This is a genomic window from Rathayibacter oskolensis, from assembly GCF_900177245.1.
GTDB classification, from domain to species: domain Bacteria; phylum Actinomycetota; class Actinomycetes; order Actinomycetales; family Microbacteriaceae; genus Rathayibacter; species Rathayibacter oskolensis.
In genome coordinates this window covers 534,140-558,651 of the sequence record NZ_FXBM01000001.1, presented here as the reverse complement: position 1 = coordinate 558,651, position 24,512 = coordinate 534,140, and the positions used below count along the sequence as shown (strand labels likewise).

Below are 24,512 nucleotides of genomic sequence, written 5' to 3'. Positions count from 1 at the left end.
TCAGTCCTCCTGTCCGAAGGCTCGCTTCTGCACGACCCGGAGGAAGAGGAAGGAGATGATGAAGGTGGCCAGGGCGATCACGACGGAGGTCGCCGCGGCGGAGTAGATGTCGTCGCGGATGAAGGCGTCACGGTAGACGAGCATCAGCGGGGACCAGCTGGTCGAGAGGCTGTTCGTGAGCGGGCGGAGGGTCGTCGGCTCGGCGAACACCTGGAGCGTCGCGACCATCGAGAACAGCGCCGTCATCACCAGCGCGGGCGCCAGGATCGGGATCTTGATCCGCAGTGCGATCTGGACCTCGCTCGCCCCGTCGATCCGCGCGGCCTCGTAGATGTCGCTCGGCACGGCCTTGAGCGACGTGTAGATGACGATCATGTTGAAGCCGACGCCGCCCCAGAGCGCGATGTTCGCGATGCCGAAGACGACCGCACCGGAGGAGAGCAGGCTCGGGGCGTCCCAGCCCAGCTGCTCGAAGACGTAGTAGAACGGGCTGACCGCGGGGAGGTAGAGGAACCCCCACAGCAGCGAGCTGATCACGGCGGGGACCGCGTAGGGCAGGAAGATCGAGATCCGCGAGAAGCCGACGGCGCGGGTGCGCTGGGAGTCGAGCAGGAGCGCGAAGAGCAGGGCGAGACCCAGCATCGTCGGGATCAGGATCAGGCCGTAGAGCAGGACGCGACCCACGCTCGCGGCGAACTCGGGATCCGAGAGCGACGCCGCGTAGTTCTCGATGCCGGCGAAGACCTGCTGCTGCGCACCGGAGCCGAGTCCGAGTCCGGTGACCTGCGTCTTCTGGAAGCTGAGGAACAGCGTGTAGAGGATCGGCGCCGCCATGAAGGCGACGAAGAGCACGATGCCGGGGGCGAGCATCGCGTAGGGGACGCCGACCCGTGCGCGCCAGCCGGAGCGGCCGGAGCGGCGGGCCCTGCCCTGGCGGCGCGGGGGCGCCGCGCCGTCGGCGCCGCGCGTGATCGTGGGAGCGGTCATCGGGATCCTTCGTCCTGCTGTGGAGGGAGTGCTGGTGGTGCACCGGGACGGAGGCGGGGCCGTGAGCCCCGCCTCCGTCGCCGCTACTTGACCGAGAAGCCGCTGGAGACCAGGTCGTCCTCGGTGATCGACTGCATCGCTGCGACGGCGTCGACGAAGGCCTGCTGGGTCCTCGCGTCGGCGGCCTTGGCGAACTCGTCGTTGTAGGCGCTGAAGGCGACGTTGACGTTCGGTCCGTAGGTGAAGGACGAGACCGTGTCGGCCGCCTCCGCTGCCACGTCGTAGAAGTCGCTCTGCTGGCTGAAGAACTCGGGAGAGCTCGTCAGCGCGTCGGCCGCGGCGGTGGTCGCCGCGGGGTAGACGCCCGAGATGTCGGCCAGTGCGGCGACGGCCTCGGGGTCGCTGTTCAGCCACGTCGCGAACTCGACGGCGGCGTCGACGTGCTCGGACTGCGTGGTGACGGCCGTGCTCGAGCCGCCCCAGTTGCCGTTCGAGGGCGAGGAGGCGTCCCACTGCGGCAGGGTCGCCGCGGTCCAGAGGCCGGCGGTGTCGGGAGCGTTGCCGCCCAGGACTCCGGGGGCCCAGACCGAGCTGATCCAGCCGACCTGCGAGCCGTCGTTCAGACCGGCGTTCCACTCGGGCGTGTACATCGGCTTGTTGTCGATGGCGCCCTCCTCGACGAGGCCGCCCCAGTAGTCCGCGACCGTCTCGGTCGGGCCGGCGTCGATGTCGACGCCCCAGCTCTGGTCGTCGATCGACCACCAGGAGGCGCCGGCCTGCTGCGCGAGGCCCGTGAACCAGCCGGCGTCGTTCGCCGAGAAGGTGCCGAGGTACTTCGTCGGGTCGGCGGCGTGGACGGCACGCGCCACCTCGGCGTACTCCTCCCACGTCGTCGGGATCGCGAGCCCGAGGCTGTCGAGGATGTCGGTGCGGTAGTAGGCCATCATCGGGCCCGAGTCCTGCGGGATCGCGTAGACCGCGTCGCCGCCGAGGGTCACCGAGTCCCAGACGCCGTCGGAGTACTCGCCGGCGAGGTCGCCGGAGACGGTGTCCGAGAGGTCGGCGAGGGCGTCGGAGGCGACGAGGGTCGGGATCTTCTGGTACTCGGCCTGGATGAGATCCGGGGCGCCGCTGCCCGCGTTGATCGCGGTGAGCAGCTTGGTGATGGCGGGGTCGCCGCCGTCCTGCCGGTTCACCGTGACCTGGATGTCCGGGTTGTCGGCGTTCCAGATGTCGACGACCTGCTCGAGGTTCGGGGCCCAGGCCCAGTAGTTCAGTTCTACGGGTCCGGACTCGCCGGAGTCTCCGGAAGAAGTGCAGCCGGTGAGGGCCAGGGCGGCGACGGCCGCGGTCGCGATGGCGGTCCTGCGGAGTGATGTGCGCATTCGTCCTCCTTGTCGAAAGTGCTGTGGATGTGGTGCACCGGGCGCTCCGACGGGAGTGGGACGACGGTGTGCCTGTGAGCGGTTACAGTTACACACGCCGCGGCCGACCCTGTCAACTCCGACATTCCGCCGGGTCGACGCCGTCCCAGCCGTTTCTCGGGGAACTATTCCGTGCTAGAACTGGGAGCGCACACAGTCAAAGGAGATCGACGCATGACCAGCGACCTCAGCTCCCCCGCCGCGCCGGCGGCGGCCGGGCACCCGCGCACCGCCGCCCTCGGCCGACCAGGACGGGCGCTCCTGGGCGGTCGCTCCGAGATCCGCTACGGAGGCGACTACAACCCCGAGCAGTGGCCCCGCGAGGTCTGGGACGAGGACATCGCGCTCATGCGCAGCGCGGGCGTCAACCTCGTGAGCATCGGCATCTTCTCGTGGGCCCTCCTCGAGCCGCGCGAGGGCGAGTACGACTTCTCCTTCCTCGACGAGCTGATCGAGCTGCTGCACGGAGCCGGCATCGACGTCGATCTCGCCACCCCCACCGCCGCTCCCCCGGCCTGGTTCTGGACGAAGTACCCGGAGTCGCGCCCCGTCACCCGCGAGGGCGTCACCCTCGGCTGGGGATCCCGCGGGATGGTCAGCCCGAGCTCGCCCGAGTACCGGGCCGCGTGCGTCGCCCTCACGGAGCGCCTCGCCGAGCGCTACGCCGCGCACCCCGCGGTCGTCCTCTGGCACGTGCACAACGAGTACGGCGCGCCGATCAGCGACGACTACTCCGCGCACAGCGTCCGCGCCTTCCGCACCTGGCTGCAGCGCCGCTACGACTCCCTCGAGGCGCTCAACGCCGCCTGGGGCACTCTGTTCTGGGGGCAGGTCTACGGGGAGTGGGACGAGATCGACGCCCCGCGGGTCTCGGCCAGCGTCGTCAATCAGACCCAGCGGCTCGACTTCGCCCGATTCACCTCGGATGCGCTCCTCGAGTGCTTCCGCGCCGAGCGCGATGCGATCAAGCGCTTCGCCCCCGGCACTCCCGTCACGACCAACTTCATGGCGACGAACTGCCCGTCGGTCGACCTCTGGAAGTGGCGCTCCGAGGTGGACCTCGTCGCGAACGACCACTACCTCGTCGCCGAGCGCCGCGACAACCACGTGCTGCTGGCGATGGACGCCGACCTCACCCGGTCGCTCGCCGGCGGCGCTCCGTGGATCCTGATGGAGCACTCGACCTCGGCGGTGAACTGGCAGCCGCGCAACATCGCGAAGCGCCCCGGCGAGCTGGCGCGCAACAGCATGAGCCACCTCGCCCGGGGTGCCGACGCGATCCTCTACTTCCAGTTCCGCGCCTCGCGGTACGGCGCCGAGAAGTTCCACTCGGCGATGCTCCCGCACGCCGGCGTCGGCAGCAGGGTGTGGAAGGAGGTCGTCGCCCTCGGCGACGAGCTCGCAGGGCTGGCGGAGGTGCTCGGATCCCGCGTCCGCTCGCGCGCGGCGATCCTCTGGGACTGGGAGTCGTTCTGGGCGCAGGACCTGGAGTGGCGGCCCTCGGTCGAGCTCGAGCACCGCGAGCGCGTCATCGCCTACTACACCGAGCTCTGGCGTCGAGGCGTGACGGTCGACTTCGCGCATCCGCACGCCGATCTCTCGGGCTACGACATCGTCCTCGCTCCGGCGCTCTACCTCGTCGACGACGCGTCGCGGGCGAACATCGAGGGCTACGTCCGCGCCGGGGGCACCTTCGTCGCCTCCTACTTCTCGGGTGTCGTCGACGAGAACGACGCCGTGCACCCCGGAGGCGCACCCGGCTCTCTCCGCGAGGTGCTCGGAGTCGCGGTCCCGGAGTTCCTGCCGCTCTACGCCGACCAGACGGTCGCCCTGGCCTCCGGCGCCGCCGCGTCGGGCTGGGCAGAGGAGGTCGTCCTCGAGGGCGCCGACTCCGTCACGGACTACGCGGACGGCCCCGCAGCGGGCTCCCCCGCGATCACCCGCCACCACTTCGGCGAGGGCCGCTCGTGGTACGTCTCGACGCGCCTCACCGGCGACGACCTGGGCGCCGTGGTCGAGGACGCCCTGCGCGACGCCGGCATCGAGGCGGTCCTCGGCGACGAGGGCCTCGAGACCGTCACCCGCTCGGGCGACGACGCCGACTTCGTGTTCCACCTCAACCACTCCGAGGGCGACGTGTCCGTCGACGCCTCCGGGGTCGAGCTGGTCACCGGTGAGGAGGCGACGGGCACACTCGTCGTCCCGGCCGGCCTCGTCCGCGTGGTGCGCCGCCCGCGCTGACGCCGCCCCCACGGCCCCCGTCGGACCTCCGGGCCCGGCGGGGGCCGTCGTGCTGTCCCACGGACGCCGCCGGGTCTCGATACGGCCCTGAGGGCCCCCTCGAGCGGCAAGCCGGCGACACCTTGCTGGTCGAGCAGCCGCCGACGGCGGCGTATCGGGACCCGATTCCCTCCCGACGTCGGCCTCCCCACTCGACCGACGCCGCGACCCTCGCACGACGAAGGGGCCCGGTCCGAAGACCGAGCCCCTCAGTGCCACGACCGGAGTCGTGTCATGTGGTCGCTACTCGAGCGAGCCGTCGACGGTCTCCTCGAACGAGGTGACGTTGCCGGTCGAGTACTTGTAGATCGACACCGAGGCCTCGCTCGGGTCGCCGTTCTCGTCGAACGAGATCGGGCCGGAGAGACCGTTGTAGTCGATGTCGGTTCCGTCGGCGATCAGCGCGGCGCAGTCGGCGAAGGTCGTGCACTCGGTGCCGTCCTTCGAGACCGACTCGAGGTTGTCGCGGATGGTCGCGCCGTCCGTCGCTCCACCCTGCAGCGCCGCGAGGGCGAGCAGGACGGTCGCGTCGTAGGACTCGGGAGCGTAGCTGAACACCGTCAGCGGGTCGTTGCCCTGCTCCTCGACGAGGGCCTGGAGGTTGGACTGGAAGTCCTCCGACGCCTGGACGCCCGGGTTGGTGAACTGCGCGCCGGCGATGTCGACGTTGGTGTCCGCCTCACCGATGACTCCGTAGTTGCCGTCCGTGCCGTAGAGCTTCGAGAAGTCGAAGCCCTTCGCCGCGAGCTGCTCCGCGATCGTCTTGATCTCGTCGAACGAGATCACGACCAGCGCGTCGGGGTTCGGGGCGAGCACCGTGGTGAGCGCCGAGTTGAAGTCGGTCGAGGCCGGCTCGAAGATCTCCTCGGCCGCGACGGTCGCGCCGCCCGCCTCGAGGGTCTCCTTGATGTTCGACTCGAGGCCGGTGCCGTACGCGTCGTTCATGTACAGGATCGAGACGTTGGTCTTGCCGTCGCCCAGGATCTTGTTGCCGAGGATGCGTCCCTGGAGCACGTCCGAGGGAGCGGTGCGCCAGTAGAACCCGTCGTCCTCGTAGGTCGTGAAGTCGGGCGAGGTGTTCGCCGGCGAGATCTGCACGACGCCCGCCTGGGTCACCTGGTCGATGAAGGTCTTCGAGACGCCGGAGGACGCCGCGCCGACGATCGCCGACACGCCGTCGGCGATGAGGGAGGTCGCGGACTGCGTCGCGATGTCGGTCGAGGTGTCGCCCGAGTCCTTCTGCTCGACGTCGATCGAGATGCCTGCTGCGGCCTCGTTGATGTCGGCGACGGCGAGGTCGACGCCCGCGATCTCGGGCGGGCCGAGGACGGCCAGGGTGCCCGTCTGCGGCAGGATCGTGCCGATCTTGAGGGACAGGTCGCCGGAAGCGCCGTCATCGCTGCCCGAGTCGCCGCTGTCGCCGCCACCGGCGCAGCCGGCGAGGACGAGAGCGCTGGCGCCCAGAATGGCGACGCCGCCGAGGGTTGCCCGGAGGGACCGTGCGCGAGCCGAACCGGCCTTCGCGTAAACGCCCATGTTGCTCCTTGAGATGTGATTGTCGTCAGAGCGGTGCCGGAGGCAACCGCTCGGCAAACGTAACCTTCGAAGCACCCGTGAACAATACGGGGGTGTTACGAACGGGTTTCGCGACCCGATCGTTACTTTCCGTCGTAGTGAGCGCTCTCCACGACGCGATCCGCACCTCACACGGCCGTACGGCGCCTCCGACGCTCCGCGGCGACCAGATCGACTGAGAAGATCGCCAGGGCCGCCCACACCAGCGCGAAGCCGATCCAGCGCTCCGGGGGCATCGCCTCTCCGAGCACGAAGGCCCCCACCAGGAACTGCAGGACCGGCGTCAGGTACTGGATGAATCCGACGATCGACAGCGGGAGTCGCCGAGCCGCCCCGGCGAACAGCAGGAGGGGCACCGCCGTGACGATGCCGGCGGAGGCGAGGATCAGCGCGTGGCCGGTCCCCTCCGTTCCGAAGGTGAGGCCGACCATCGAGCCGACCACGACGAGCTGCACGATCGCGAGCGGAGTCAGCCACAGCGTCTCGAGGGTCAGGCCGCCCACCGCGTCGACGCGGCCGCCGACCCGGCTCTTGACCAGGCCGTAGAGGCCGAAGGAGAACGCCAGCGCGAGCGACACCCAGGGGAACGCGCCGTAGCCGATCGCGATCACCAGAACGGCCACCGCGCTGATCGCCATCGCCGTCCACTGCGCCGGGCGGAGGCGCTCCCGCAGCACGAGCACGCCCAGCAGCACCGTCACGAGCGGGTTCATGAAGTAGCCGAGCGCGGCCTCGATGACGTGCCCGGTGGTCGTGGCGATCACGTAGACCTGCCAGTTGATGTAGATCAGCACGCCCGCGATCGCCATGATCCCGAGCAGTCGCGGCTCGCGCAGCAGGGCCCGGAACCCGGACCAGCTGCGGGTGACCGTCAGCAGGATCCCGCAGAAGACGAGCGAGAAGAGCACGCGGAACGCGACGATCTCGAACGGCGAGGCGGGGGCCATCGCGATGAAGTAGAGCGGCATCGCGCCCCACAGCAGGTAGGCGCCGAAGCCGAACCAGAGTCCGGTCGAGGACATCGACCCCGTCGGGGCGGCCGCGGGCAGCGCCTCCACGCCTTCGCCGACGGGGACACCGGCGGTGGAGGGCTCGGCGGAGGGCGGCGGGGTGCGGGAGGCGGACACCCGTCCGATGGTACGCACGGTTCCGACCGCCGAGCGGTGGGGAACGGACAGACGGCGGCTCGATCAGGCCACCCGTCGCCAGGAGGACCGCGCCCGGACGACGAAGGGCCCGGCGACCGAGGTCGCCGGGCCCTTCGTCTGGTCCGCTCTAGCGGACGACGACCGCGAGGACGTCGCGCGCGGACAGGACCAGGAGGTCCTCGCCCGAGAACTTGACCTCGGTTCCGCCGTACTTGGAGTAGATGACCTTGTCACCCACGGCCACGTCGAGGGGGACGCGGTTGCCGTTGTCGTCGATGCGGCCGGGGCCCACGGCGACGACTTCACCCTCCTGCGGCTTCTCCTTGGCGGTGTCGGGGATGACGAGACCGGAAGCGGTCACCTGCTCCGCCTCGACCTGCTTGATGACGATGCGATCTTCGAGCGGCTTGATGGACACCGACACGGTTGACCTCTTTCTTGACGACGATGGGAGGAGCGCGCTCATTGGCACACACGCTCCGAGAGTGCTAGATCCACTGTAGAGGCTCCGCTGGCACTCGTGCAATCAGAGTGCCAGGAGCACCCGGTCGGGGCGGTGCGACCGTGGCCTAGCATGGGCCGGATGCGACGCGACGAGCTGGTCGAGCTCCTCTCCCCGGAGGGGCTCCGGCTCCTGGACTCCCTCGACGGCTACCGCCAGGACGATCCGGTCCGCGCCGTCGCCCGGCTGCGCGCCGACGGGCACTCCCCCGGACTCGTCTCCGCCGTCCTCACGCAGGCGCGTCTCCGTGAGAAGGCCACCGCGAAGTTCGGCGAGTTCGCCCGCTCGATGCTCTTCACCGACGCCGGTCTCGAGCAGGCCACACGGCTCCGGGTCGCCGCCCTGCACGCCGGGCGGTTCGCCGCTGCCGGCGTCAGGCGCGTCGCCGACCTGGGCAGCGGCATCGGCGGCGACGCCCTGGCCCTCGCGGCGATCGACCTCGAGGTGACGGCGGTCGACGCGGACGAGGTCACGGCGACGCTCGCGAGCTTCAATCTCGCGCCGTTCCCCCAGGCGAGCGCCGTGCACGCCGATGCGGAGTCGTTCGACCTGGAGGGCTTCGACGCCGTCTACCTCGACCCCGCGCGCCGCACGGCCGGGCACCGCGAGACCCGTCGCCTGTCGGACCCCGACGACTACTCCCCCTCGCTCGACTTCGCCTTCGGCCTCGCCGAGCACCGGCCCGTGGGCATCAAGCTCGGACCGGGCTTCGACCGCGACCGGATCCCGGCGGAGGCGGAGGCCCAGTGGGTCTCGGTCGACGGCGAGCTCGTCGAGACGGGTCTGTGGTTCGGCCCGCTCGCGCGGCCCGGCGTCCGCCGATCGGCCCTCCTCCTCGGCGCGGGCGGCGCGGCCGAGCTGACCGCCTCCTCCGACAGCGACGACGAGGAGGTGGGCGACCTCGCCGAGTACGTCCACGAGCCCGACGGGTCGGCCATCCGCGCCCGCCTCCTCGGCGAGCTCGCCCGCTCCAGCGGATCCCGCATGCTCTCCCCCGGCATCGCCTACCTCACGGGCGCGGAGCCGGCGACCTCGCCGTTCCTCCGGAGCTTCCGCGTGCTCGCGGAGCTGCCGCTCGACGAGAAGACCCTGGCGCGCGAGCTGAGGAGCCGCGGCATCGGGGTGCTCGAGATCAAGAAGCGCGGAGTGGACATCGACCCCGCACGGTTCCGCACGAAGCTCGGGCTCAGCGGGCGCGGCAGCGCGGTGCTGATCCTGACCCGCGTGCAGGGCAGGCACCGCGCACTGCTGGCCGAGCGCGCCTCCTGACGCGGGCGCCCGGGCTCAGGAGCCCGGGATCGCCGTCACGCGCCCGGAGTCAGGAGCCGGCCGCCGTGCTCGCCGCGCCGATGGCGACCGCGAAGATGACGATCGTGATCGCCAGGTAGATCAGCGAGACGAGGATCCCGGCGAAGCCCGTGATGATCGCCGTGAGGGCGAACCCGCGCGCCGCCGGCTCGCGACGCCTCCCGAGGAAGCCGAGGACGACCGCGGGGGCGGAGAGGATGAAGCCGAAGCCCCAGGCGAAGACCGTGATGACCAGACCGGCGATGCCGAGGATCATGCCGACCAGGCTGAGCGTGCGCGGTGGGGCGACCGGAGCGGGCGCGTAGGCGTAGGAGGGCGTCGGCGCTCCGGGTGCGGGAGCAGCGGGAGTGCCGTAGCTCGGCCGGCCGTACTGCGGAGCTCCGGCCGACGGAGCGGTCGGCGCGGTCGCGCCAGGAGGCGCCGGCGGGGCGGGCGGAGCCGGGGGCACCGGCGGCTGAGGCGGGATCGGACCGGAGCCCTGGCGGTCGTCGGGACCGGGCTGGGTGCTGTCGCTCATGCCGCAGAGTCTAGCCAGCCGCTCCGGAGGGGGTGGGCTCCGGTCAGCGGTCAGACCGGCAGGTAGCCGTCGTCGCGCAGTCCGCCGACGAACGCGGTGTAGGCGATGTAGCCCACGACGACGCTCACGACGACGAGGTAGCCCAGCGCGAACCCGGCGACCGCGAGGCCCCGACCGCGCTGACCCGCCCGCCCGGCCTGCGCGAAGCCCACGTGTCCGAGGACGATCGCCGCCGGAGCGAGACCCAGGATCCCGCAGATGAGTGCGGCGACCGCGAGCCCGTTGAGCGAGGGGCGCCGTGCGGACGGGCCGGGAGGGGCGTAGGCGCCGGCAGGAGGCGCCGACGTGAGGTCGGCGGGCACCGACGGCGGCGGGTACATCGCCGCGGCCGCACCGGCGGGAGGGGCGGGCGGCGGAGTCGGTGCGGCGGATCCGGCGACCGGACCGCTCGCGTCCTCGTGCTCCACGTGGTCTCCCCTTCTCGAGAGGACGCTCCTCCTCCGGCGTGCGGAGGAGGAGCGCCGTGATCAGTAGCCGGTCGTGGGTGCCGAGGCCGCCAGCGCGAAGAGGGCGACGAACGCGATGATCGAGACGATCACGGCCAGGAAGCCGATGACGATCGCGGCGATCGCGAGCCCGCGGCCCTTCTCACCCGTGCGCTTGATCTGCGACAGGGCGACGAACCCGAGCACGATGCCCACGACCGAGACGAAGAACGAGGCGATGAAGCCGATGATCGCCAGGATGTTGTAGCGGTCGGTGGCGGGCGTGTACGGAGCGGTCATGGGATCCCCCTTGATCAGGAACGAGCGGTTGCGCCCCAGCGTGACAGGGGCGCGGATCGACTGTCAAAAGCCTGGGTGCCGCTTGTGCCGGCCCGTGGCGGCGGGGTAGGCCGCTCAGTGCACCTGGATCTCGGTCACAGGCAGAGTGGAGTCGGCGCCGAAGGACAGGCTCGAGGGAGCGTGTCCCGCTTCGATGAGCTGGGCTCCGAGCGCCGCGATCATCGCTCCGTTGTCGGTGCAGAGCGAGAGCGGAGGGATCCGCAGCGCGATCCCCGCCGCGGCGCAGCGCTCCTCGGCGAGAGCCCTGACCCGCGCGTTCGCGACGACTCCGCCTCCCAGGAGGAGCCGGGGGACGTCGCGATCGCGGCAGGCGGCGACCGCCTTCGTCAGGAGGACGTCGGCGACCGCCTCGCGGAAGCTCGCCGCGACATCGGCGATCGGCACCTCCTCGCCCCTGTCCTGGCGCTGCTCCACCCAGCGCGCCACCGCGGTCTTGAGGCCCGAGAACGAGAAGTCGTAGCGGTGCTTCTCCCTGTCCTTTGGAAGACTCAGCCCGCGCGGGAAGCGGATCGCCGCCGGATCGCCTCCCGCAGCCACGCGGTCGATCTGCGGGCCGCCCGGGTAGGGCAGCCCGAGCACGCGGGCGACCTTGTCGAACGCCTCGCCCGCGGCGTCGTCGATCGTCTCGCCGAGCAGCTCCACGTCCGACACCAGATCGCGCACGTGCAGGAGCGACGTGTGGCCGCCCGAGACGAGCAGGGCGATCGTCGGCACCTCGACGGGGCTGCCCTCACCGCCGTCGGCGCGGAGCACGTCGGCTCCGACGTGCCCGACGAGGTGGTTCACGGCGTAGACCGGCTTCCCGAGCGAGACGGCGAGCGCCTTCGCGGCGCCGACGCCGACCATGAGGGCGCCCGAGAGCCCCGGTCCGCTCGTGACCGCGATCGCATCGAGATCCTGCAGCGAGACTCCGGCCTCGGCCAGCGCCGCCCGCAGCGTCGGCTCGAGGGCCTCGAGGTGGGCCCGCGCGGCCACCTCGGGCACGACTCCGCCGTACCGGGCGTGCTCCTCCATCGAGGAGGCGATCGTGTTCGCGAGCAGGGTCGTGCCGCGGACGATGCCGATCCCCGTCTCGTCGCAGCTGGTCTCGATGCCGAGAACGAGCGGGCCGGCCGTCATGGAGTCTCCTCGGAGGATCGGGTCGGGCCGGCCGCATCGCGCAGGTCCAGTCGCATCACGAGCGCGTCGACTCCGTCCGGCTGGTAGTAGGCGGGGCGGACCCCGATCTCCTCGAAGCCCTCCGAGGCGTACAGCGACTGCGCGACCGGGTTGTCGGCGCGCACCTCGAGGAACACCTCGCGGGCGCCGCGCTCCCGAGCGGTCGCCAGGAGCTCGCGCAGCAGACGCCGGCCGAGGCCCGCTCCCCGCGCGGAGGCGAGGACCGCGATCGTCTGCACATCGCCCTCGTGCGCCCCCACCGGGCAGAGCAGCCCGGCGTAGCCGACGAGCTCCCCGGCGCGCTCCGCCACGATGTAGCGCGTGTGGCGGCTGCGGATCTCCTCGGCCATCATCGTGCGCGACCACGCGTCGCTCGTGAACTCCGACTCCTCGATCGCCATGATCGCGTCGAGGTCGGGGGCGACGGCGTCGCGCAGCTCGACCGCGGTCATCCGGTCACCCGCTTGGGGCCGGCCGAGAGCGTGACGTCGGGAGAGCGGAGGTAGAGCGGCTCGTCGGCGACCGCCGGACGGCCGGCGGCCAGGGCGCGCGCGGCGACGACGCCGAGCTCTGCGGCCGAGACGCTCTCCTCCTCGAGGCGCGGCAGCCCGGGGAACGGCAGTGCGGGCGGCTTGTCGAGACCCGGCCCGGAGGTGCGGACGGGGATGCCGTCGGCGTCCAGACCCTCGTAGGCGCTCCAGTAGAGCTCGCGACGGCGCGCATCCGTGACCACGAGGAAACCGCCCTCGTGGCCGTGGCGCAGCGCGGCCAGGGCGATCGCGTCGTGCGACACCACGGGCACCGTCGGGATCCCCCGGCCGAACGCGAAGGCGCGCGCGGCGGCGATGCCGACCCGGAGCCCCGTGAACGGGCCCGGCCCCATGCCGATCGCGACCGCGTCGATGTCCGCGGCGGCGACGTCGGCCGCCTCCAGGGCCTCGAGGATCAGCCGGCCGATCACCTCGGCGTGCCGCATGGTGTCGGTCTCGGTCCGCTCCGAGCGGACCTCGCCGTGCTCGTCGACGACGGCGACGGAGGTGCCGGAGGAGGTGTCGATCGCGAGAAGCACCCTGACAGGGTACCGGCGGTCGATCAGCCCCAGCGGGTCCCGCGGAAGCTCACTGCGCGGGGCTCGATCGGCTCCTCGCCCTCTGCGGCGTCGGAGGCGGCCGTCGGACGGTCGATGACGACGTCGAGCCACGACGCCGAGACGCCGTCGAGCATCCCCGCGCCCCACTCGACGACGACGACCGAGTGCTCGAGATCGAGGTCGAGGTCGTCCAGCTCGACGGGCGACCCCACCCGGTAGGCGTCGACGTGCACGAGCGGGGGGCCGTCGTGGAGCGGCGGGTGCGTGCGCGCGATCACGAAGGTCGGGCTCGTCACCGGTCCGCGGACCCCGAGCCCCTCGCCGAGCCCGCGGGTGAACGTGGTCTTCCCCGCGCCGAGAGGCCCGGTGAGCACGAGCAGGTCTCCTGCGCGGAGCACCCGCCCGAGGGAGCGGCCGAGCTCCTCCATCGACTCCGGGTCCTCGACCTCGACCGTGCGGTCGGCGAACCAGGCGCGCTCAGGCACGGACGCCGCCCTGCCCGCCCACAACCCGGCGCTGCACCCGCTGGCCGATCCGGGTGACGAGCTCGTAGTTGATCGTGCCGCACCAGCGCGCCCACTCGTCCACCGACGGGACCCCCGTCGTCGGGTCGCCCCAGAGGGTGACCGCGTCGCCGACCTCCACGGGGGCGTCGCCGACGTCGACGACGAACTGGTCCATGGCCACGCGACCGGCGATGCGGTGGCGCCTCCCGCCGATCAGCACCTCGGCGACTCCCGATGCGCTTCGCGGGATGCCGTCGGCGTAGCCGAACGGGACGAGCGCGAGAGTGGTGCTGCCGGGTGCCCGGTAGGTGTAGTCGTAGCTGACTCCGGTGCCCGCGCCGACGCGACGCACGCCCGCCACTCGGCCCTGGAGAGTCATCGCGGGCACCAGCCCGAGCTCGAGCGAGCTCTCGCCGTCGAACGGAGACAGGCCGTAGACGCCGATGCCGGTACGCACCAGGTCGAGCCGCGTCTCGGGCAGGCGCAGGGCGCCCGCCGTGGCCGCGAGGTGCAGGAGGGGCGCGGCGATCCCGCGATCGCTCAGCACGGCGGCGCCCCGGCGCAGCACGGCGAGCTGCGCGAGATCCTCCTCGCGCGAGGCGTTCGAGAGGTGCGAGAACAGACCGGTGAGGTGCAGGGAGCCGACCGCGACGTGCCGCGAGAGGGCGTCGGCGAGGAGCGGCCACTCCTCCTCCGGAGCGCCGTTGCGACTGAGGCCGGTGTCGAACTTGAGCTGCACCGCGGCGCGCACGCCGCGATCCTCCGCCGCCTGGGCGAGGGCGTCGAGCTGCGCCCGCGTCGAGACGGCGACGTCGATGCCGTGCTCGACCGCGGCGTCGAAGTCCTCACCGGGGTCGTGCAGCCAGCACAGGAGTGGGGCGAGCACCCCCGCCTCCCTCAGCGCGACCGCCTCGCGCAGATCGGCGGTGCCGAGGGCGTCGGCGCCGCCGGCGAGCGCGGCCTGCGCGGCGGCGAGCGCGCCGTGGCCGTAGGCGTTCGCCTTGACGACGGCCATCAGGCGCCGCGCACCGGTGAGCTCGCGCAGTCGGGCGACGTTCGCCGAGATCGCGTCGGCGTCGATCAGCGCCTCGCGGAACGACAGCGGCGCGATCACGACTCGGCCACCACGAACGCGCAGGCGATGCCGGCGTCGTGCGTCATCGACAGGTGCACGCGCGCGATCCCCCGCGCCTCGGCCGCCGCCCGTGCCGCTCCGTGCAGAGCGAACGAGGGATCACCGTGCTCGTCCCGCTCGACGACCATGTCGTGCCAGCGCGCGCCGGCCGAGTCGCCGAGCGCCTTGATCAGCGCCTCCTTCGCCGCGAACCGGCCGGCGAGGGAGGAAATGGGGAGCCCGCGTTCGCTCTCGGCGAACAGACGGTCGCGCAGCCGCGGAGTGCGGAGGATCGCCCGCTCGAAGCGCGCCAGATCCACCACGTCCACACCGATCCCCACGATCACGGCGCGATCACTCGACCGTGACCGACTTCGCGAGATTGCGCGGCTGGTCGACGTCGAGGCCCTTGGCCGACGCGAGCTCCATCGCGAACATCTGCAGCGGAGTCACCGCGAGCAGAGGCTCGAAGAGCGGGTCCGCGAGCGGGATCGGCACGACCTCGTCGGCGATCTGGATCGCCGCAGTGTCGCCCTGCTCGGCGATCGCGATGACCCGCGCACCGCGCGCCTTGATCTCCTGGATGTTCGAGATGACCTTGCGCTGCAGCTCGTACGACTCGCTCGGGCTCGGGACGATCACGAAGACCACCTGTCCCGGCTCGATCAGCGCGATCGGCCCGTGCTTGAGCTCCCCCGCCGCGAAGCCCTCCGCGTGGATGTAGGCCAGCTCCTTGAGCTTCAGCGCCCCCTCGAGCGCGACCGGGTAGCCGACGTGGCGGCCGAGGAACAGGACCGCCCGGGTGTCGGCCATCCAGCCGGCCAGCTGGGCGATGTCCTCGGAGGCGTCGAGCACCCGGGACAGCTTCTCGGGGATCGCGGCCAGCTGAGCGGCCTGCGACGCGACGAGCTCGGCGGAGGCGGCGCCGCGCACCGTCGCGAGGTGCAGTCCGAAGAGGTAGAGCGCGGCGATCTGCGCGACGAACGCCTTCGTCGAAGCGACCGCCACCTCAGGACCGGCGTGGGTGTAGAGGACGGCGTCGGACTCGCGCGGGATGGTCGCGCCCTGGGTGTTGCACACGGAGAGCGTCTTGGCTCCCTTCTCGCGGGCGTACTTGACCGCCATCAGGGTGTCCATCGTCTCGCCGGACTGGCTGATCGACACCACGAGGGTGCGCGGCGTGAGCACGGGATCGCGGTAGCGGAACTCGTGGCTGAGCTCCACCTCCACGGGGACGCGCGCCCACTTCTCGATCGCGTACTTGGCGACCATCCCCGAGTAGGCCGCAGTGCCGCACGCGATGACGGTGATGCGGTCGATCTCGGTGAGGATCGGATCGAGGCCCTCGAGCTCCGGCAGGGTGATCGCGCCGTCGTGGATCCGTCCGCGCAGGGTGTTGGCGACCGCCTCCGGCCCTTCGGTGATCTCCTTGGCCATGAAGCTCGACCAGCCGCCCTTCTCGGAGGCGGACGCGTCCCACGCGATCTCGAACGGCTCCGTCTCGACGGCGTTGCCGAAGAAGTCGGTCACGGTCACGAGCTCCGGAGTGATGGTGACGATCTGGTCCTGGCCGATCGCGACCGCGCGGCGGGTGAACTCGACGAACGCCGCGACATCGGATCCGAGGAAGTTCTCGCCGTCGCCGAGGCCGATGACCAGGGGCGAGTTGCGACGCGCGCCGACCACGACGCCCGGCTGGTCCTGGTGCAGCGCGAGGAGCGTGAACGCCCCCTCGAGTCGCGCGACGATCGCCTGGAACGCGAGGACCAGGTCGCCCGTGCGGCGGTACTCGCGGGCGATGAGGTGCGCCGCGACCTCGGTGTCGGTCTCGCTCTCGAAGACCGCGCCCTCGGCGGCGAGCTCGTCCTTCAGCGGCTGGAAGTTCTCGATGATCCCGTTGTGGATGACCGCCAGCTTTCCGTCGTCGGCGAGGTGGGGGTGCGCGTTGCGGTCGGTCGGACCGCCGTGCGTCGCCCAGCGGGTGTGCCCGATCCCGGTCGTGCCCTCCGCGAGCGGACGCGCCTCGAGGTCCTCGACGAGGACGCTGAGCTTGCCCGAGCGCTTGCGGCTGTCGAGCTGCCCGTCGGCGTCGATCACCGCGACCCCCGCGGAGTCGTACCCGCGGTACTCCAGACGCTTCAGGCCCCCGAGCAGCACGGCCAGGCTGTCCCGCTCACCGACGTATCCCACGATTCCACACATGTGCTCGATCCTAAACGGGGCTCGATCCGGATCGCGGCAGGGGCTCGATCCCGTCGGGCTCCCGCGGCACCGGCCGGTAGGATCGGGGGTCATGCCGTCGTCAGCTCGTGATCCCGGGCGCGAGGCGCACCCCTCTCCGTTCGTCGAGATCTCGCGATCCGACTGGGCAGAGCTCGCTCGGACCACCGAGCTCCCGCTGACCGAGACCGAGGTCGTCCAGCTCCGCGGGCTCGGCGACCGGCTCAGCCTGACCGAGGTCGCCGAGGTGTACCTCCCGCTGTCGCGGCTGCTCACCCTCTACGCGGGCGGGGCGCGTCACCTGCATCGGGCGACGAGCCTCTTCCTGGGCGAGCGGGCGGAGGCGACCCCGTTCGTCATCGGCGTCGCCGGGTCGGTGGCGGTCGGCAAGTCGACGATCGCGCGGCTCCTGCGCGAGCTGCTCGCGCGCTGGGACGACACCCCCCGCGTCGAGCTGGTGACCACCGACGGCTTCCTCCTGCCCAATCGCGAGCTCGAGCGCCGGGGCCTGATGAGCCGCAAGGGGTTCCCGGAGTCGTACGACCGGCGCGCCCTCCTCCGCTTCGTCTCGGAGGTGAAGGGCGGTGCGGCCGAGGTGCGCGCGCCGTTCTACTCCCACCTCTCCTACGACATCGTCCCCGACGCCGAGATCGTGGTGCGGCGCCCCGACGTGCTCATCGTCGAGGGGCTGAACGTGCTGCAGCCGCCGGTGCCGGGTCACGGCCTGGCCGTCAGCGATCTGTTCGACTTCACCGTCTACGTCGACGCGCGCACCGGCGACATCGCCCGCTGGTACGAGGAGCGCTTCCTCGCGCTGCAGCAGGGCGCCTTCACGAACCCGAACTCCTACTTCCACCGCTACGCGTCCCTGACACCCGACGAGGCGCTGGATCGCGCCCGCGGCATCTGGTCGACCATCAACGAGCCGAACCTCGTGCAGAACGTGCGGCCGACCCGCTCCCGCGCGAGCCTCGTCCTGCGCAAGCAGGCCGATCACGCCGTCTCCTCGGTCCTCCTCCGCAAGATCTGACGCGGCGAGGAGGGCCAGCAGGCCAGTTCACCGCCCTCAGCGTGCCGTGACGGCAGAGCACTCCTGCCGGCACCCATGGGTCTCGATACGCCCCTGCGGAGTTACTCGACCACCAGGACGGCACCAGCGCTCGGGCGAGATCTCAGCCACCGGGCCGTCGCAGATCACCCGACGTGCTGCCCTTCGATCGGCGACCACCCTCGAGGCATCGGCCGGGAGCGGCGACTACGCGGATCGGAGCTGCGCGAGAACGACTGCCGCGAGCGACTCCGCGAGCCGGTCGGCCGTCTCCTGGGTCTTCGCCTCGACCATCACGCGCACCATCGGCTCGGTGCCGGAGGGTCGCAGGAGCACGCGTCCGTCGGTCCCGAGCTGCGCCGAGGCGGCGGCCACGGCGGCGGCGATGACCTCGTCGTCGTGCACGCCCTCGCGGTCGACTCCGCGCACGTTGACGAGGGTCTGCGGGAACACGCTCATGACCGAGGCGAGCTCCGCGAGAGTCCTGCCGGTGCGGGCCATCTCGGCCGCGAGCTGCAGGCCGGTGAGCACGCCGTCGCCGGTCGTGGCGTAGCGGCTCATGATGACGTGGCCGGACTGCTCGCCACCGAGCGAGTACTCGCCCTCGGTCATGGCCTCGAGGACGTAGCGGTCGCCGACGGACGTCTCGATCACCCGGATCCCCGCGTCGGCCATCGCCAGCTTCAGCCCGAGATTGCTCATGACCGTGGCGACGAGCACGTTGTCGCGGAGCACACCGCGGCGCGCCATGGAGGTGGCGAGGATCGCCATGATCTGGTCGCCGTCGACGACGCGACCGGAGGCGTCCACGGCGAGGCACCGATCGGCGTCGCCGTCGTGCGCGATCCCGAGGTCGGCGCCGACCGCGCGGACCGCGTCGGCGACGTTGTCGAGGTGGGTGGAGCCGACGCCGTCGTTGATGTTCAGACCGTCGGGGTCGTTGCCGATCACGGTCACGGTGGCGCCCGCATCCGTGAAGACCTCGGGCGAGATGCCGGCGGCGGCCCCGTGGGCGCAGTCGATGACGACGTGCAGGCCGTCGAGGCGGGTGCTGCCGAGCGACCCGAGCAGGTGGACCACGTAGCGGTCCTCGGCATCGGAGAAGCGGCGGATGCGGCCGACATCGGCGCCCGTCGGCGTGAGCGGTGGCACGCCGAGCGCCGCCTCGATCCGGTTCTCGAGCTCGTCCGGGAGCTTGCGCCCGCCGGCGGCGAAGAACTTGATGCCGTTGTCGGCGGCGGGGTTGTGCGAGGCGGAGATCATCACGCCGAAGTCGGCGCGCTCGTCCGCGATCAGGTAGGCGGTCGCCGGGGTGGGGATGACGCCGGCGTCGAGGACGTCGACGCCCGCGCTCGCGAGGCCCGCGGCGACGGCCGCTCCGATGAACTGACCGGAGATGCGGGGGTCGCGGGCGAGCACGGCGACGGGCCGGCGGCCCTCGGCCCTGGCGGCCGCTCCGAGTACACGGGCGGCCGCCTGGGCGAGGCCGAGAGCGAGGTCGGCCGTGACCTCGCGATTCGCGAGGCCACGGACGCCGTCGGTTCCGAAAAGGCGCGGCATAGCGCTGTCCACTTCTCGAGCTACTGGTCGGACGGCCCAGGGGCCGCCGCGACTAGCGCTTCGAGAACTGGGACGCCTTGCGGGCCTTCTTGAGACCGGCCTTCTTGCGCTCGATGACGCGAGCGTCGCGGGTGAGGAAGCCGGCCTTCTTGAGGATGGCGCGGTTGTTCTCGCGGTCGATCTCGTTCAGCGCGCGGGCGATCGCGAGGCGGAGCGCACCGGCCTGGCCGGAGGGGCCGCCTCCGGTGATCTTCGCGACGACGTCGTACGAGCCGATGAGGTCGAGGACCTTGAACGGGTCGGTGATCAGCTGCTGGTGCAGCTTGTTGGGGAAGTACTCCGCGAACTCGCGGGCGTTCACGGTCAGGCCGCCGGAGCCCGGGACCAGGCGCACGCGGGCGATGGCCTGCTTGCGTCGGCCCACGGCTGCGCCGGAGACGTTGAGGACGGCGCGGGGCGTCGAGGACGCCTCGGTGGCCGGGCTTTCGGTGGAGTAGCTCTCGGGAGCCACGTCGATCTGGTCTGCGATCTTCGCCACGGTGTAGGTGATCCTTTGTCTTCGAAGTCTGAGGTGTCGGGGAGGGCCGGAGCCTACTGGGCGACCTGGGTGAAGGCGTACGCCTTGGGCTGCTGGGCCGCGTGAGGGTGCTCGGAGCCCGTGTAGACCTTCAGCTTGCGCAGCTGCGCACGACCGAGGGAGTTCTTCGGGAGCATGCCGCGGATGGCCTTCTCGACGGCGCGGGTCGGGTTCTTCTCGAGGAGCTCGGCGTACGTGGTAGCCGAGAGGCCTCCCGGGTAGCCGGAGTGGCGGTAGGCCTTCTTCTGGAGGAGCTTCTGGCCGGTGAGGGCGACCTTCTCGGCGTTGACGATGATGACGAAGTCGCCCATGTCCATGTGCGGCGCGAAGGTCGGCTTGTGCTTGCCGCGCAGGAGCGCTGCGGCGTGGGTGGCGAGACGGCCGAGCACGACGTCGGACGCGTCGATGACGATCCAGTCGTGCTGGACGTCAGCCGGCTTCGGAGAAAAAGTGCGAGTCACGTGAGTGCTGCTTTCTGGTCGGAGTGAGGTGTTCGTGAATCCCGCTCCGTGGCCGTTCGACCCGCGAGGGGGCCGAACCGATCCGGTGGAGGGCTCAACTTCGGGTGGTCGGCACACGGCCGAAAACACCAAGGGTCGACATTACAGCAAACGGCTCATCAGCGGAAGCCGCGCCCGGGAGGGTGACGCGCAGGGTGCTCGCCCGGGCGACGTGACTCAGGCGGGATCCTGACCCAGCGCCGAGAAGACGTCGGCCGCGAGCGATTCGAGTGGCTCCTGGTCGCCGACGTAGGACCGGAGGGACAGCAGCCGATCAGCGGCGAGGACGACGAGTGTCGCGGCCGGGTCGACGGCCGGGTCGCCCGCGCGGAAGAACGCCTGGTCGCCCAGATCGCTCGGCTCGGTCGCGCCGGCCGCCTCCTGCTGGGCGAGGGAGTCGCTCGTCGCCCCGGTCGCGGTCTGCAGCACGAGCGCCGAGGTGTTGCCCGCCATCGACCACGAGCAGCCGGCCCCGGTCGAGGAGGGGGTGACGAATCCTGCGGGCAGCTCGAGGGCCGCCTCGATCGTCTCGACGGGGAGCACGGTGGCGCAGTCGAGAGTCTCGGTGACGGGCGCGGGCTCCTCCGTCTCGACGGTCGCCGACGCTTCCGGAGTGGACTGCGCCGGAGCGGACTCGACGGGAGCCGACTCCACCGGGACCCGGGTCGGGGCGGCGCTCACCACTGCGCCTTCCGGGATGTCGATGGTCGACGACGAGCACCCGGCGAGAGCGAGCACGAGGGCGGCCACCACGGGTGTGGCGACGCGGAGCGAGCGGATCATTCGGAGTCCTTCCCCTCGGCACCCGCGGCCGGCAGGGTCCGTCGGACCCGGGTCAGAGCGGCGCGCTCGGCGAGCGAGGCATCCTCAGGATAGTCGACCTCGCGCAGGATGAGGCCTCGCGCCGGCATGACCGCGAAGGCGTTCGTGCGCGCGGCGGCGTCGCGGAGCCCCGGCAGCTCGTCGGCGCCGAGCTTGCCCAGCCCGACGGCGACGCAGGCGCCGACCAGCGCTCTCACCATGCTGTGGCAGAACGCATCGGCGCGCAGGTGCGCGTGCAGCACGCCGTCGGCGTCGCGCTCCCAGACGAAGTCGAGGAGGCTGCGGATCGTCGTCGCGCCCTCGCGCGCCCGGCAGAACGACGCGTAGTCATGGAGGCCGAGCAGAGAGTCGGCCGCCCGCGCCATCTCGCGCTCGTCGAGCGACTCGTTGATCCAGGTGGTGTACGTGCGCTCGAGAGGATGACGGGTGGAGGAGGCGTCGGCCAGGCGGTACTCGTAGCGGCGCCACCGCGCGGAGAAGCGGGCGTCGAAACCCTCCGGGGCGAGGGAGACCCGGTGCACGGACAAGTCCGAGTACTGCCCGAGGATCCCGCGCAGTCGCCTCTGGAGGACCGCCTCGGGCGGCAGCGTCTCGTCACCCGCCCGTCGCGGGCCGCTGAGCCTGCGCCACTGCTCCGGCGTCAGATCGAGGTGCGCGACCTGGGCGCTCGCGTGCACGCCGACATCGGTGCGCCCCGCGACGGTGACCACCGGACGCTCGTCGGCCCGCAGGACCAGCGCGAGGGCCTCCTCCAGGACGCCCTGCACCGTGCGCAGCCCCGGCTGCTTGGCCCAACCGGAGAAACGGGAGCCGTCGTAGGCCAGGTCGAGGCGGACGCGGTGAAGCACCCGTCGAGTCTAGGTCGTGGGCCGGAACCGGTCAGGCGACGACGAGGCTCACGTCGACCGCGGCGAAGGCCGAGACCGCCCAGTCGACGAGCAGGCCCTGGTCGCCCACGAACGACACGATGTGCAGCTCGTACCCGCCCGCGAGGACGGCCAGCTCGGACGGCGTCGAGGTCCGCGGGTCGCCGGCCAGCCAGTAGGCCGCGGCGCCCAGCGGTGCCGGGGTGGCCCCCTTGGCCTCTCCGCCGCCGGTGAAGGTCTCGGCGAGCGGCGCGGAGTCGATCCTGAGGACGAGGGCGGAGGGATTCCCCGCGATCGAGTAGGTGCAGTCGCCGCCGCCGGCCGCTGCAGAGACGGTGCCCGCCGGGAGCCCGACGCTCTCCTCCACGACCGAGGAGGGGAGCGCTGTCGCGCAGTCGATCGCCGGCCCTGCCGCCGCCGACGCGGTCTCCACGGGAGTGCTGATCGCGGGAGGCGGCGTCCCCGCGTCCGTGCTGCCTGACGGTGTGCCGGAGGACTCCGGCACATCGATCACGGAGTCGGAGCTGCACCCCGTCAGCGCCAGGACGACGCAGGCGGTGAGGAGAACCGGGAGTCGCAGGCGCACGCAGCCCCTTCCGAGGATCGTCGAGGCGGCGGGCCCCGGGAGCGCCGGTCGTGACGCGATCACCGTCGAAGAGGACGATCACGCCATCGTATGCGACGTTCCGCGCCACTGCGCAGACGACGAGAGCCCCCCGTCCCGGTGGGGCGGAGGGCTCTCGAGGAGGGTGCGTGACTACTTGGTCTCGCTGGTCTCCTCGATCGGCGCGTCCTGGACGGGCGCGTCCTCGACGGTGGTCTCCTCGACGGGCGCGTCCTCGACGGGCGCGTCCTCGACCGGAGCCGAGACGGGCGCCGCCGAAGTGCGCGACTTCTTCGCCTTCGGGCTCACGGGCTCGAGGACGAGCTCGATGACGGCCATGGGCGCGTTGTCGCCCTTACGGGGACCGATCTTCGTGATGCGGGTGTAGCCGCCCTCACGCTCGGCGACCAGCGGCGCGATCTCGGTGAAGAGCTCGTGCACGACCGACTTGTCGCCGATCGTCGCGAGGACGCGTCGACGGGCGTGCAGGTCGCCTCGCTTGGCGAACGTCACGAGACGCTCGGCGAGGGGACGCAGGCGCTTGGCCTTGGTCTCGGTCGTCTTGATGCTCTTGTGCGTGAACAGGGCCGCGGCCAGGTTCGCGAGCAGCAGACGCTCGTGTGCGGGACCGCCTCCGAGGCGGGGGCCCTTGGTGGGCTTGGGCATGGGTTTACTCCAGTACTAAAGGGGTGTCAGCAGGTCGATCGCGAGAGAGCCGCAGGCTCCGGAAGCTCCAGACCTAGATGCTCTCGTCGTCGTAGCTGTAGAAGTGGGCGCCGTCGAACCCGGGGACCGAGTCCTTCAGCGACAGGCCCAGCTCCGTCAGCTTCTCCTTGACCTCATCCACCGACTTCTGTCCGAAGTTGCGGATGTTCATGAGCTGCGTCTCCGAGAGGGCGACGAGCTCGTTGACGTTGTTGATGCCCTCGCGCTTGAGGCAGTTGTAGCTGCGCACCGAGAGGTCGAGATCCTCGATGGGCATCGACAGCTCGGTCGAGAGGACGGCGTCGACCGGCGCGGGGCCGATCTCGATGCCCTCGGCCGCGTTGTTGAGCTCGCGGGCCAGACCGAACAGCTCGGTCAGCGTGCGACCGGCCGACGCGATGGCGTCGCGCGGCGAGATCGCCGGCTTCGACTCGACGTCGACGACGAGGCGGTCGAAGTCGGTGCGCTCACCGGCACGGGTCGCCTCGACGCGGTAGGTGACCTTGAGCACGGGCGAGTAGATCGAGTCGACCGGGATCTGGCCGGCCTCGGAGAACTCGCTCCGGTTCTGGGTCGCCGAGACGTAGCCGCGGCCGCGCTCGATGGTCAGCTCGAGCTCGAACTTCGCCTTGTCGTTCAGCGTGGCGATGACGAGCTCCGGGTTGTGGATCTCGACACCGGCCGGAGCCGAGATGTCGGCAGCCGTGACCTGGCCGGCTCCCTGCTTGCGCAGGTAGGCGGTGATCGGCTCGTCGTGCTCCGAGGAGACGACGAGTCCCTTGATGTTCAGGATGATCTCGGTGACGTCCTCGCGGACGCCCGGGACCGTCGTGAACTCGTGCAGGACTCCGTCGATCCGGATGCTGGTGACAGCGGCGCCGGGGATCGAGGACAGCAGGGTGCGACGCAGCGAGTTGCCGAGCGTGTAGCCGAAGCCGGGCTCGAGGGGCTCGATGACGAAGCGGGAACGGAACTCCGAGATGTTCTCCTCGGTGAGCGTCGGGCGCTGTGCGATAAGCACTGATGATTCCTTTCCGTCACGTGTCCGCTATATGACACGTGCGTGTGCGAGGTATGAAGTTGTGAAAGAAATGCGCGATCCGCCGGTCGGCCCCATTCCCCGCCCGGAGGCGGTTCCTGCGGCCGACCGACGGCT

Annotated in this window: 26 protein-coding genes; 3 read left to right on the top strand and 23 right to left on the bottom strand. The window is 71.3% G+C overall.

Annotation, left to right across the window (positions count from 1 at the left end; all coding sequences use genetic code 11):
* Both B9Y99_RS02815 and B9Y99_RS02810 read right to left on the bottom strand, forming a co-directional pair.
* Nucleotides 1-987 (bottom strand): carbohydrate ABC transporter permease, encoded by a 987-nt coding sequence (locus B9Y99_RS02815; RefSeq protein ID WP_085475064.1) that lies wholly within the window; start codon nucleotides 985-987, stop codon nucleotides 1-3.
* An 83-nt stretch (nucleotides 988-1,070) separates the two neighbouring features.
* Nucleotides 1,071-2,372, bottom strand: a complete 1,302-nt coding sequence (locus B9Y99_RS02810) for an ABC transporter substrate-binding protein (RefSeq protein ID WP_085475063.1) — start codon at nucleotides 2,370-2,372, stop codon at nucleotides 1,071-1,073.
* Nucleotides 2,373-2,585: 213 nt separating this feature from the next.
* Between B9Y99_RS02810 and B9Y99_RS02805 the strand changes: the two genes are divergently transcribed.
* Complete coding sequence (locus tag B9Y99_RS02805) at nucleotides 2,586-4,652, top strand: beta-galactosidase (protein ID WP_085475062.1); 2,067 nt, start codon at nucleotides 2,586-2,588, stop codon at nucleotides 4,650-4,652.
* Nucleotides 4,653-4,934: 282 nt separating this feature from the next.
* Here the strand turns inward: B9Y99_RS02805 and B9Y99_RS02800 are convergent, their stop codons facing one another.
* The 3 genes from B9Y99_RS02800 to groES form a co-directional block, all read right to left on the bottom strand.
* On the bottom strand, nucleotides 4,935-6,227 hold the full coding sequence (locus B9Y99_RS02800) for an ABC transporter substrate-binding protein (RefSeq protein ID WP_085475061.1): 1,293 nt from the start codon (nucleotides 6,225-6,227) through the stop codon (nucleotides 4,935-4,937).
* A 167-nt stretch (nucleotides 6,228-6,394) separates the two neighbouring features.
* Nucleotides 6,395-7,288 (bottom strand): EamA family transporter RarD, encoded by an 894-nt coding sequence (gene rarD, locus B9Y99_RS02795; RefSeq protein ID WP_085476206.1) that lies wholly within the window; start codon nucleotides 7,286-7,288, stop codon nucleotides 6,395-6,397.
* A 253-nt stretch (nucleotides 7,289-7,541) separates the two neighbouring features.
* A complete protein-coding gene (gene groES, locus B9Y99_RS02790) occupies nucleotides 7,542-7,838 on the bottom strand; it encodes a co-chaperone GroES (RefSeq protein WP_055787236.1) in 297 nt (98 codons plus the stop codon).
* A gap of 159 nt (nucleotides 7,839-7,997) precedes the next feature.
* Between groES and B9Y99_RS02785 the strand changes: the two genes are divergently transcribed.
* The gene (locus B9Y99_RS02785) at nucleotides 7,998-9,185 is read left to right on the top strand and encodes a class I SAM-dependent methyltransferase (protein WP_085476205.1); all 1,188 of its coding nucleotides are present in this window, start codon (nucleotides 7,998-8,000) and stop codon (nucleotides 9,183-9,185) included.
* Nucleotides 9,186-9,234: 49 nt separating this feature from the next.
* On the opposite strand, the gene B9Y99_RS02780 is transcribed toward B9Y99_RS02785, so the two are convergent.
* The 10 genes from B9Y99_RS02780 to glmS form a co-directional block, all read right to left on the bottom strand.
* Nucleotides 9,235-9,741, bottom strand: coding sequence for a DUF4190 domain-containing protein (locus B9Y99_RS02780; protein WP_085475060.1), 507 nt, complete (start codon nucleotides 9,739-9,741; stop codon nucleotides 9,235-9,237).
* 50 nt (nucleotides 9,742-9,791) lie between these two features.
* Complete coding sequence (locus tag B9Y99_RS02775; protein WP_085475059.1) at nucleotides 9,792-10,208, bottom strand: DUF4190 domain-containing protein; 417 nt, start codon at nucleotides 10,206-10,208, stop codon at nucleotides 9,792-9,794.
* A gap of 60 nt (nucleotides 10,209-10,268) precedes the next feature.
* Nucleotides 10,269-10,526, bottom strand: coding sequence for a DUF4190 domain-containing protein (locus B9Y99_RS02770; protein WP_085475058.1), 258 nt, complete (start codon nucleotides 10,524-10,526; stop codon nucleotides 10,269-10,271).
* 114 nt (nucleotides 10,527-10,640) lie between these two features.
* Entirely contained in the window at nucleotides 10,641-11,705 is a 1,065-nt protein-coding gene (tsaD, locus tag B9Y99_RS02765) for a tRNA (adenosine(37)-N6)-threonylcarbamoyltransferase complex transferase subunit TsaD (protein ID WP_085475057.1), read from the bottom strand.
* A complete protein-coding gene (gene rimI, locus B9Y99_RS02760; RefSeq protein WP_085475056.1) occupies nucleotides 11,702-12,196 on the bottom strand; it encodes a ribosomal protein S18-alanine N-acetyltransferase in 495 nt (164 codons plus the stop codon). The genes tsaD and rimI overlap by 4 nt, the downstream gene beginning before the upstream one ends.
* Nucleotides 12,193-12,813: a tRNA (adenosine(37)-N6)-threonylcarbamoyltransferase complex dimerization subunit type 1 TsaB gene (tsaB, locus tag B9Y99_RS02755; RefSeq protein WP_085475055.1), complete on the bottom strand. Its 621-nt coding sequence runs from the start codon at nucleotides 12,811-12,813 to the stop codon at nucleotides 12,193-12,195. The genes rimI and tsaB overlap by 4 nt, the downstream gene beginning before the upstream one ends.
* Nucleotides 12,814-12,836: 23 nt before the next feature.
* On the bottom strand, nucleotides 12,837-13,262 hold the full coding sequence (gene tsaE, locus B9Y99_RS02750; protein WP_085476204.1) for a tRNA (adenosine(37)-N6)-threonylcarbamoyltransferase complex ATPase subunit type 1 TsaE: 426 nt from the start codon (nucleotides 13,260-13,262) through the stop codon (nucleotides 12,837-12,839).
* A 49-nt stretch (nucleotides 13,263-13,311) separates the two neighbouring features.
* A complete protein-coding gene (gene alr / locus B9Y99_RS02745) occupies nucleotides 13,312-14,454 on the bottom strand; it encodes an alanine racemase (protein WP_085475054.1) in 1,143 nt (380 codons plus the stop codon).
* Entirely contained in the window at nucleotides 14,451-14,801 is a 351-nt protein-coding gene (locus B9Y99_RS02740; protein WP_085475053.1) for a holo-ACP synthase, read from the bottom strand. The genes alr and B9Y99_RS02740 overlap by 4 nt, the downstream gene beginning before the upstream one ends.
* Nucleotides 14,802-14,808: 7 nt before the next feature.
* Entirely contained in the window at nucleotides 14,809-16,656 is a 1,848-nt protein-coding gene (gene glmS, locus B9Y99_RS02735) for a glutamine--fructose-6-phosphate transaminase (isomerizing) (RefSeq protein ID WP_085475052.1), read from the bottom strand.
* A gap of 91 nt (nucleotides 16,657-16,747) precedes the next feature.
* On the opposite strand from glmS, the gene coaA reads away from it, so the two are divergent.
* Entirely contained in the window at nucleotides 16,748-17,704 is a 957-nt protein-coding gene (gene coaA / locus B9Y99_RS02730) for a type I pantothenate kinase (RefSeq protein WP_085475051.1), read from the top strand.
* Between the two features lie 225 nt (nucleotides 17,705-17,929).
* Here coaA and glmM read toward each other — a convergent pair whose 3' ends face one another.
* The 8 genes from glmM to B9Y99_RS02690 form a co-directional block, all read right to left on the bottom strand.
* Nucleotides 17,930-19,282: a phosphoglucosamine mutase gene (gene glmM / locus B9Y99_RS02725; protein WP_085475050.1), complete on the bottom strand. Its 1,353-nt coding sequence runs from the start codon at nucleotides 19,280-19,282 to the stop codon at nucleotides 17,930-17,932.
* 52 nt (nucleotides 19,283-19,334) lie between these two features.
* Nucleotides 19,335-19,820, bottom strand: a complete 486-nt coding sequence (gene rpsI / locus B9Y99_RS02720) for a 30S ribosomal protein S9 (RefSeq protein ID WP_085475049.1) — start codon at nucleotides 19,818-19,820, stop codon at nucleotides 19,335-19,337.
* Nucleotides 19,821-19,873: 53 nt separating this feature from the next.
* Complete coding sequence (rplM, locus tag B9Y99_RS02715) at nucleotides 19,874-20,320, bottom strand: 50S ribosomal protein L13 (protein ID WP_085475048.1); 447 nt, start codon at nucleotides 20,318-20,320, stop codon at nucleotides 19,874-19,876.
* 216 nt (nucleotides 20,321-20,536) lie between these two features.
* Entirely contained in the window at nucleotides 20,537-21,142 is a 606-nt protein-coding gene (locus B9Y99_RS02710) for a hypothetical protein (protein WP_085475047.1), read from the bottom strand.
* A complete protein-coding gene (locus B9Y99_RS02705; RefSeq protein WP_085475046.1) occupies nucleotides 21,139-22,029 on the bottom strand; it encodes a tRNA pseudouridine synthase A in 891 nt (296 codons plus the stop codon). The genes B9Y99_RS02710 and B9Y99_RS02705 overlap by 4 nt, the downstream gene beginning before the upstream one ends.
* 31 nt (nucleotides 22,030-22,060) lie before the next feature.
* Complete coding sequence (locus B9Y99_RS02700) at nucleotides 22,061-22,633, bottom strand: YgdI/YgdR family lipoprotein (RefSeq protein WP_129587868.1); 573 nt, start codon at nucleotides 22,631-22,633, stop codon at nucleotides 22,061-22,063.
* Between the two features lie 171 nt (nucleotides 22,634-22,804).
* A complete protein-coding gene (gene rplQ, locus B9Y99_RS02695) occupies nucleotides 22,805-23,317 on the bottom strand; it encodes a 50S ribosomal protein L17 (protein WP_085475044.1) in 513 nt (170 codons plus the stop codon).
* 73 nt (nucleotides 23,318-23,390) lie between these two features.
* Nucleotides 23,391-24,377 (bottom strand): DNA-directed RNA polymerase subunit alpha, encoded by a 987-nt coding sequence (locus B9Y99_RS02690; RefSeq protein WP_085475043.1) that lies wholly within the window; start codon nucleotides 24,375-24,377, stop codon nucleotides 23,391-23,393.
* Between the last annotated feature and the right edge of the window lie 135 nt (nucleotides 24,378-24,512).

Bases quoted from the DNA above. Each gene is read 5' to 3' on its own strand.
- B9Y99_RS02815 (WP_085475064.1), bottom strand. From the start codon at position 987: ATGACCGCTCCCACGATCACGCGCGGCGCCGACGGCGCGGCGCCCCCG.
- B9Y99_RS02810 (WP_085475063.1), bottom strand. From the start codon at position 2,372: ATGCGCACATCACTCCGCAGGACCGCCATCGCGACCGCGGCCGTCGCC.
- B9Y99_RS02805 (WP_085475062.1), top strand. From the start codon at position 2,586: ATGACCAGCGACCTCAGCTCCCCCGCCGCGCCGGCGGCGGCCGGGCAC.
- B9Y99_RS02800 (WP_085475061.1), bottom strand. From the start codon at position 6,227: ATGGGCGTTTACGCGAAGGCCGGTTCGGCTCGCGCACGGTCCCTCCGG.
- rarD (WP_085476206.1), bottom strand. From the start codon at position 7,288: ATGTCCTCGACCGGACTCTGGTTCGGCTTCGGCGCCTACCTGCTGTGG.
- B9Y99_RS02785 (WP_085476205.1), top strand. From the start codon at position 7,998: ATGCGACGCGACGAGCTGGTCGAGCTCCTCTCCCCGGAGGGGCTCCGG.
- B9Y99_RS02780 (WP_085475060.1), bottom strand. From the start codon at position 9,741: ATGAGCGACAGCACCCAGCCCGGTCCCGACGACCGCCAGGGCTCCGGT.
- B9Y99_RS02770 (WP_085475058.1), bottom strand. From the start codon at position 10,526: ATGACCGCTCCGTACACGCCCGCCACCGACCGCTACAACATCCTGGCG.
- tsaD (WP_085475057.1), bottom strand. From the start codon at position 11,705: ATGACGGCCGGCCCGCTCGTTCTCGGCATCGAGACCAGCTGCGACGAG.
- rimI (WP_085475056.1), bottom strand. From the start codon at position 12,196: ATGACCGCGGTCGAGCTGCGCGACGCCGTCGCCCCCGACCTCGACGCG.
- tsaE (WP_085476204.1), bottom strand. From the start codon at position 13,262: ATGGAGGAGCTCGGCCGCTCCCTCGGGCGGGTGCTCCGCGCAGGAGAC.
- glmS (WP_085475052.1), bottom strand. From the start codon at position 16,656: ATGTGTGGAATCGTGGGATACGTCGGTGAGCGGGACAGCCTGGCCGTG.
- coaA (WP_085475051.1), top strand. From the start codon at position 16,748: ATGCCGTCGTCAGCTCGTGATCCCGGGCGCGAGGCGCACCCCTCTCCG.
- glmM (WP_085475050.1), bottom strand. From the start codon at position 19,282: ATGCCGCGCCTTTTCGGAACCGACGGCGTCCGTGGCCTCGCGAATCGC.
- B9Y99_RS02710 (WP_085475047.1), bottom strand. From the start codon at position 21,142: ATGATCCGCTCGCTCCGCGTCGCCACACCCGTGGTGGCCGCCCTCGTG.
- rplQ (WP_085475044.1), bottom strand. From the start codon at position 23,317: ATGCCCAAGCCCACCAAGGGCCCCCGCCTCGGAGGCGGTCCCGCACAC.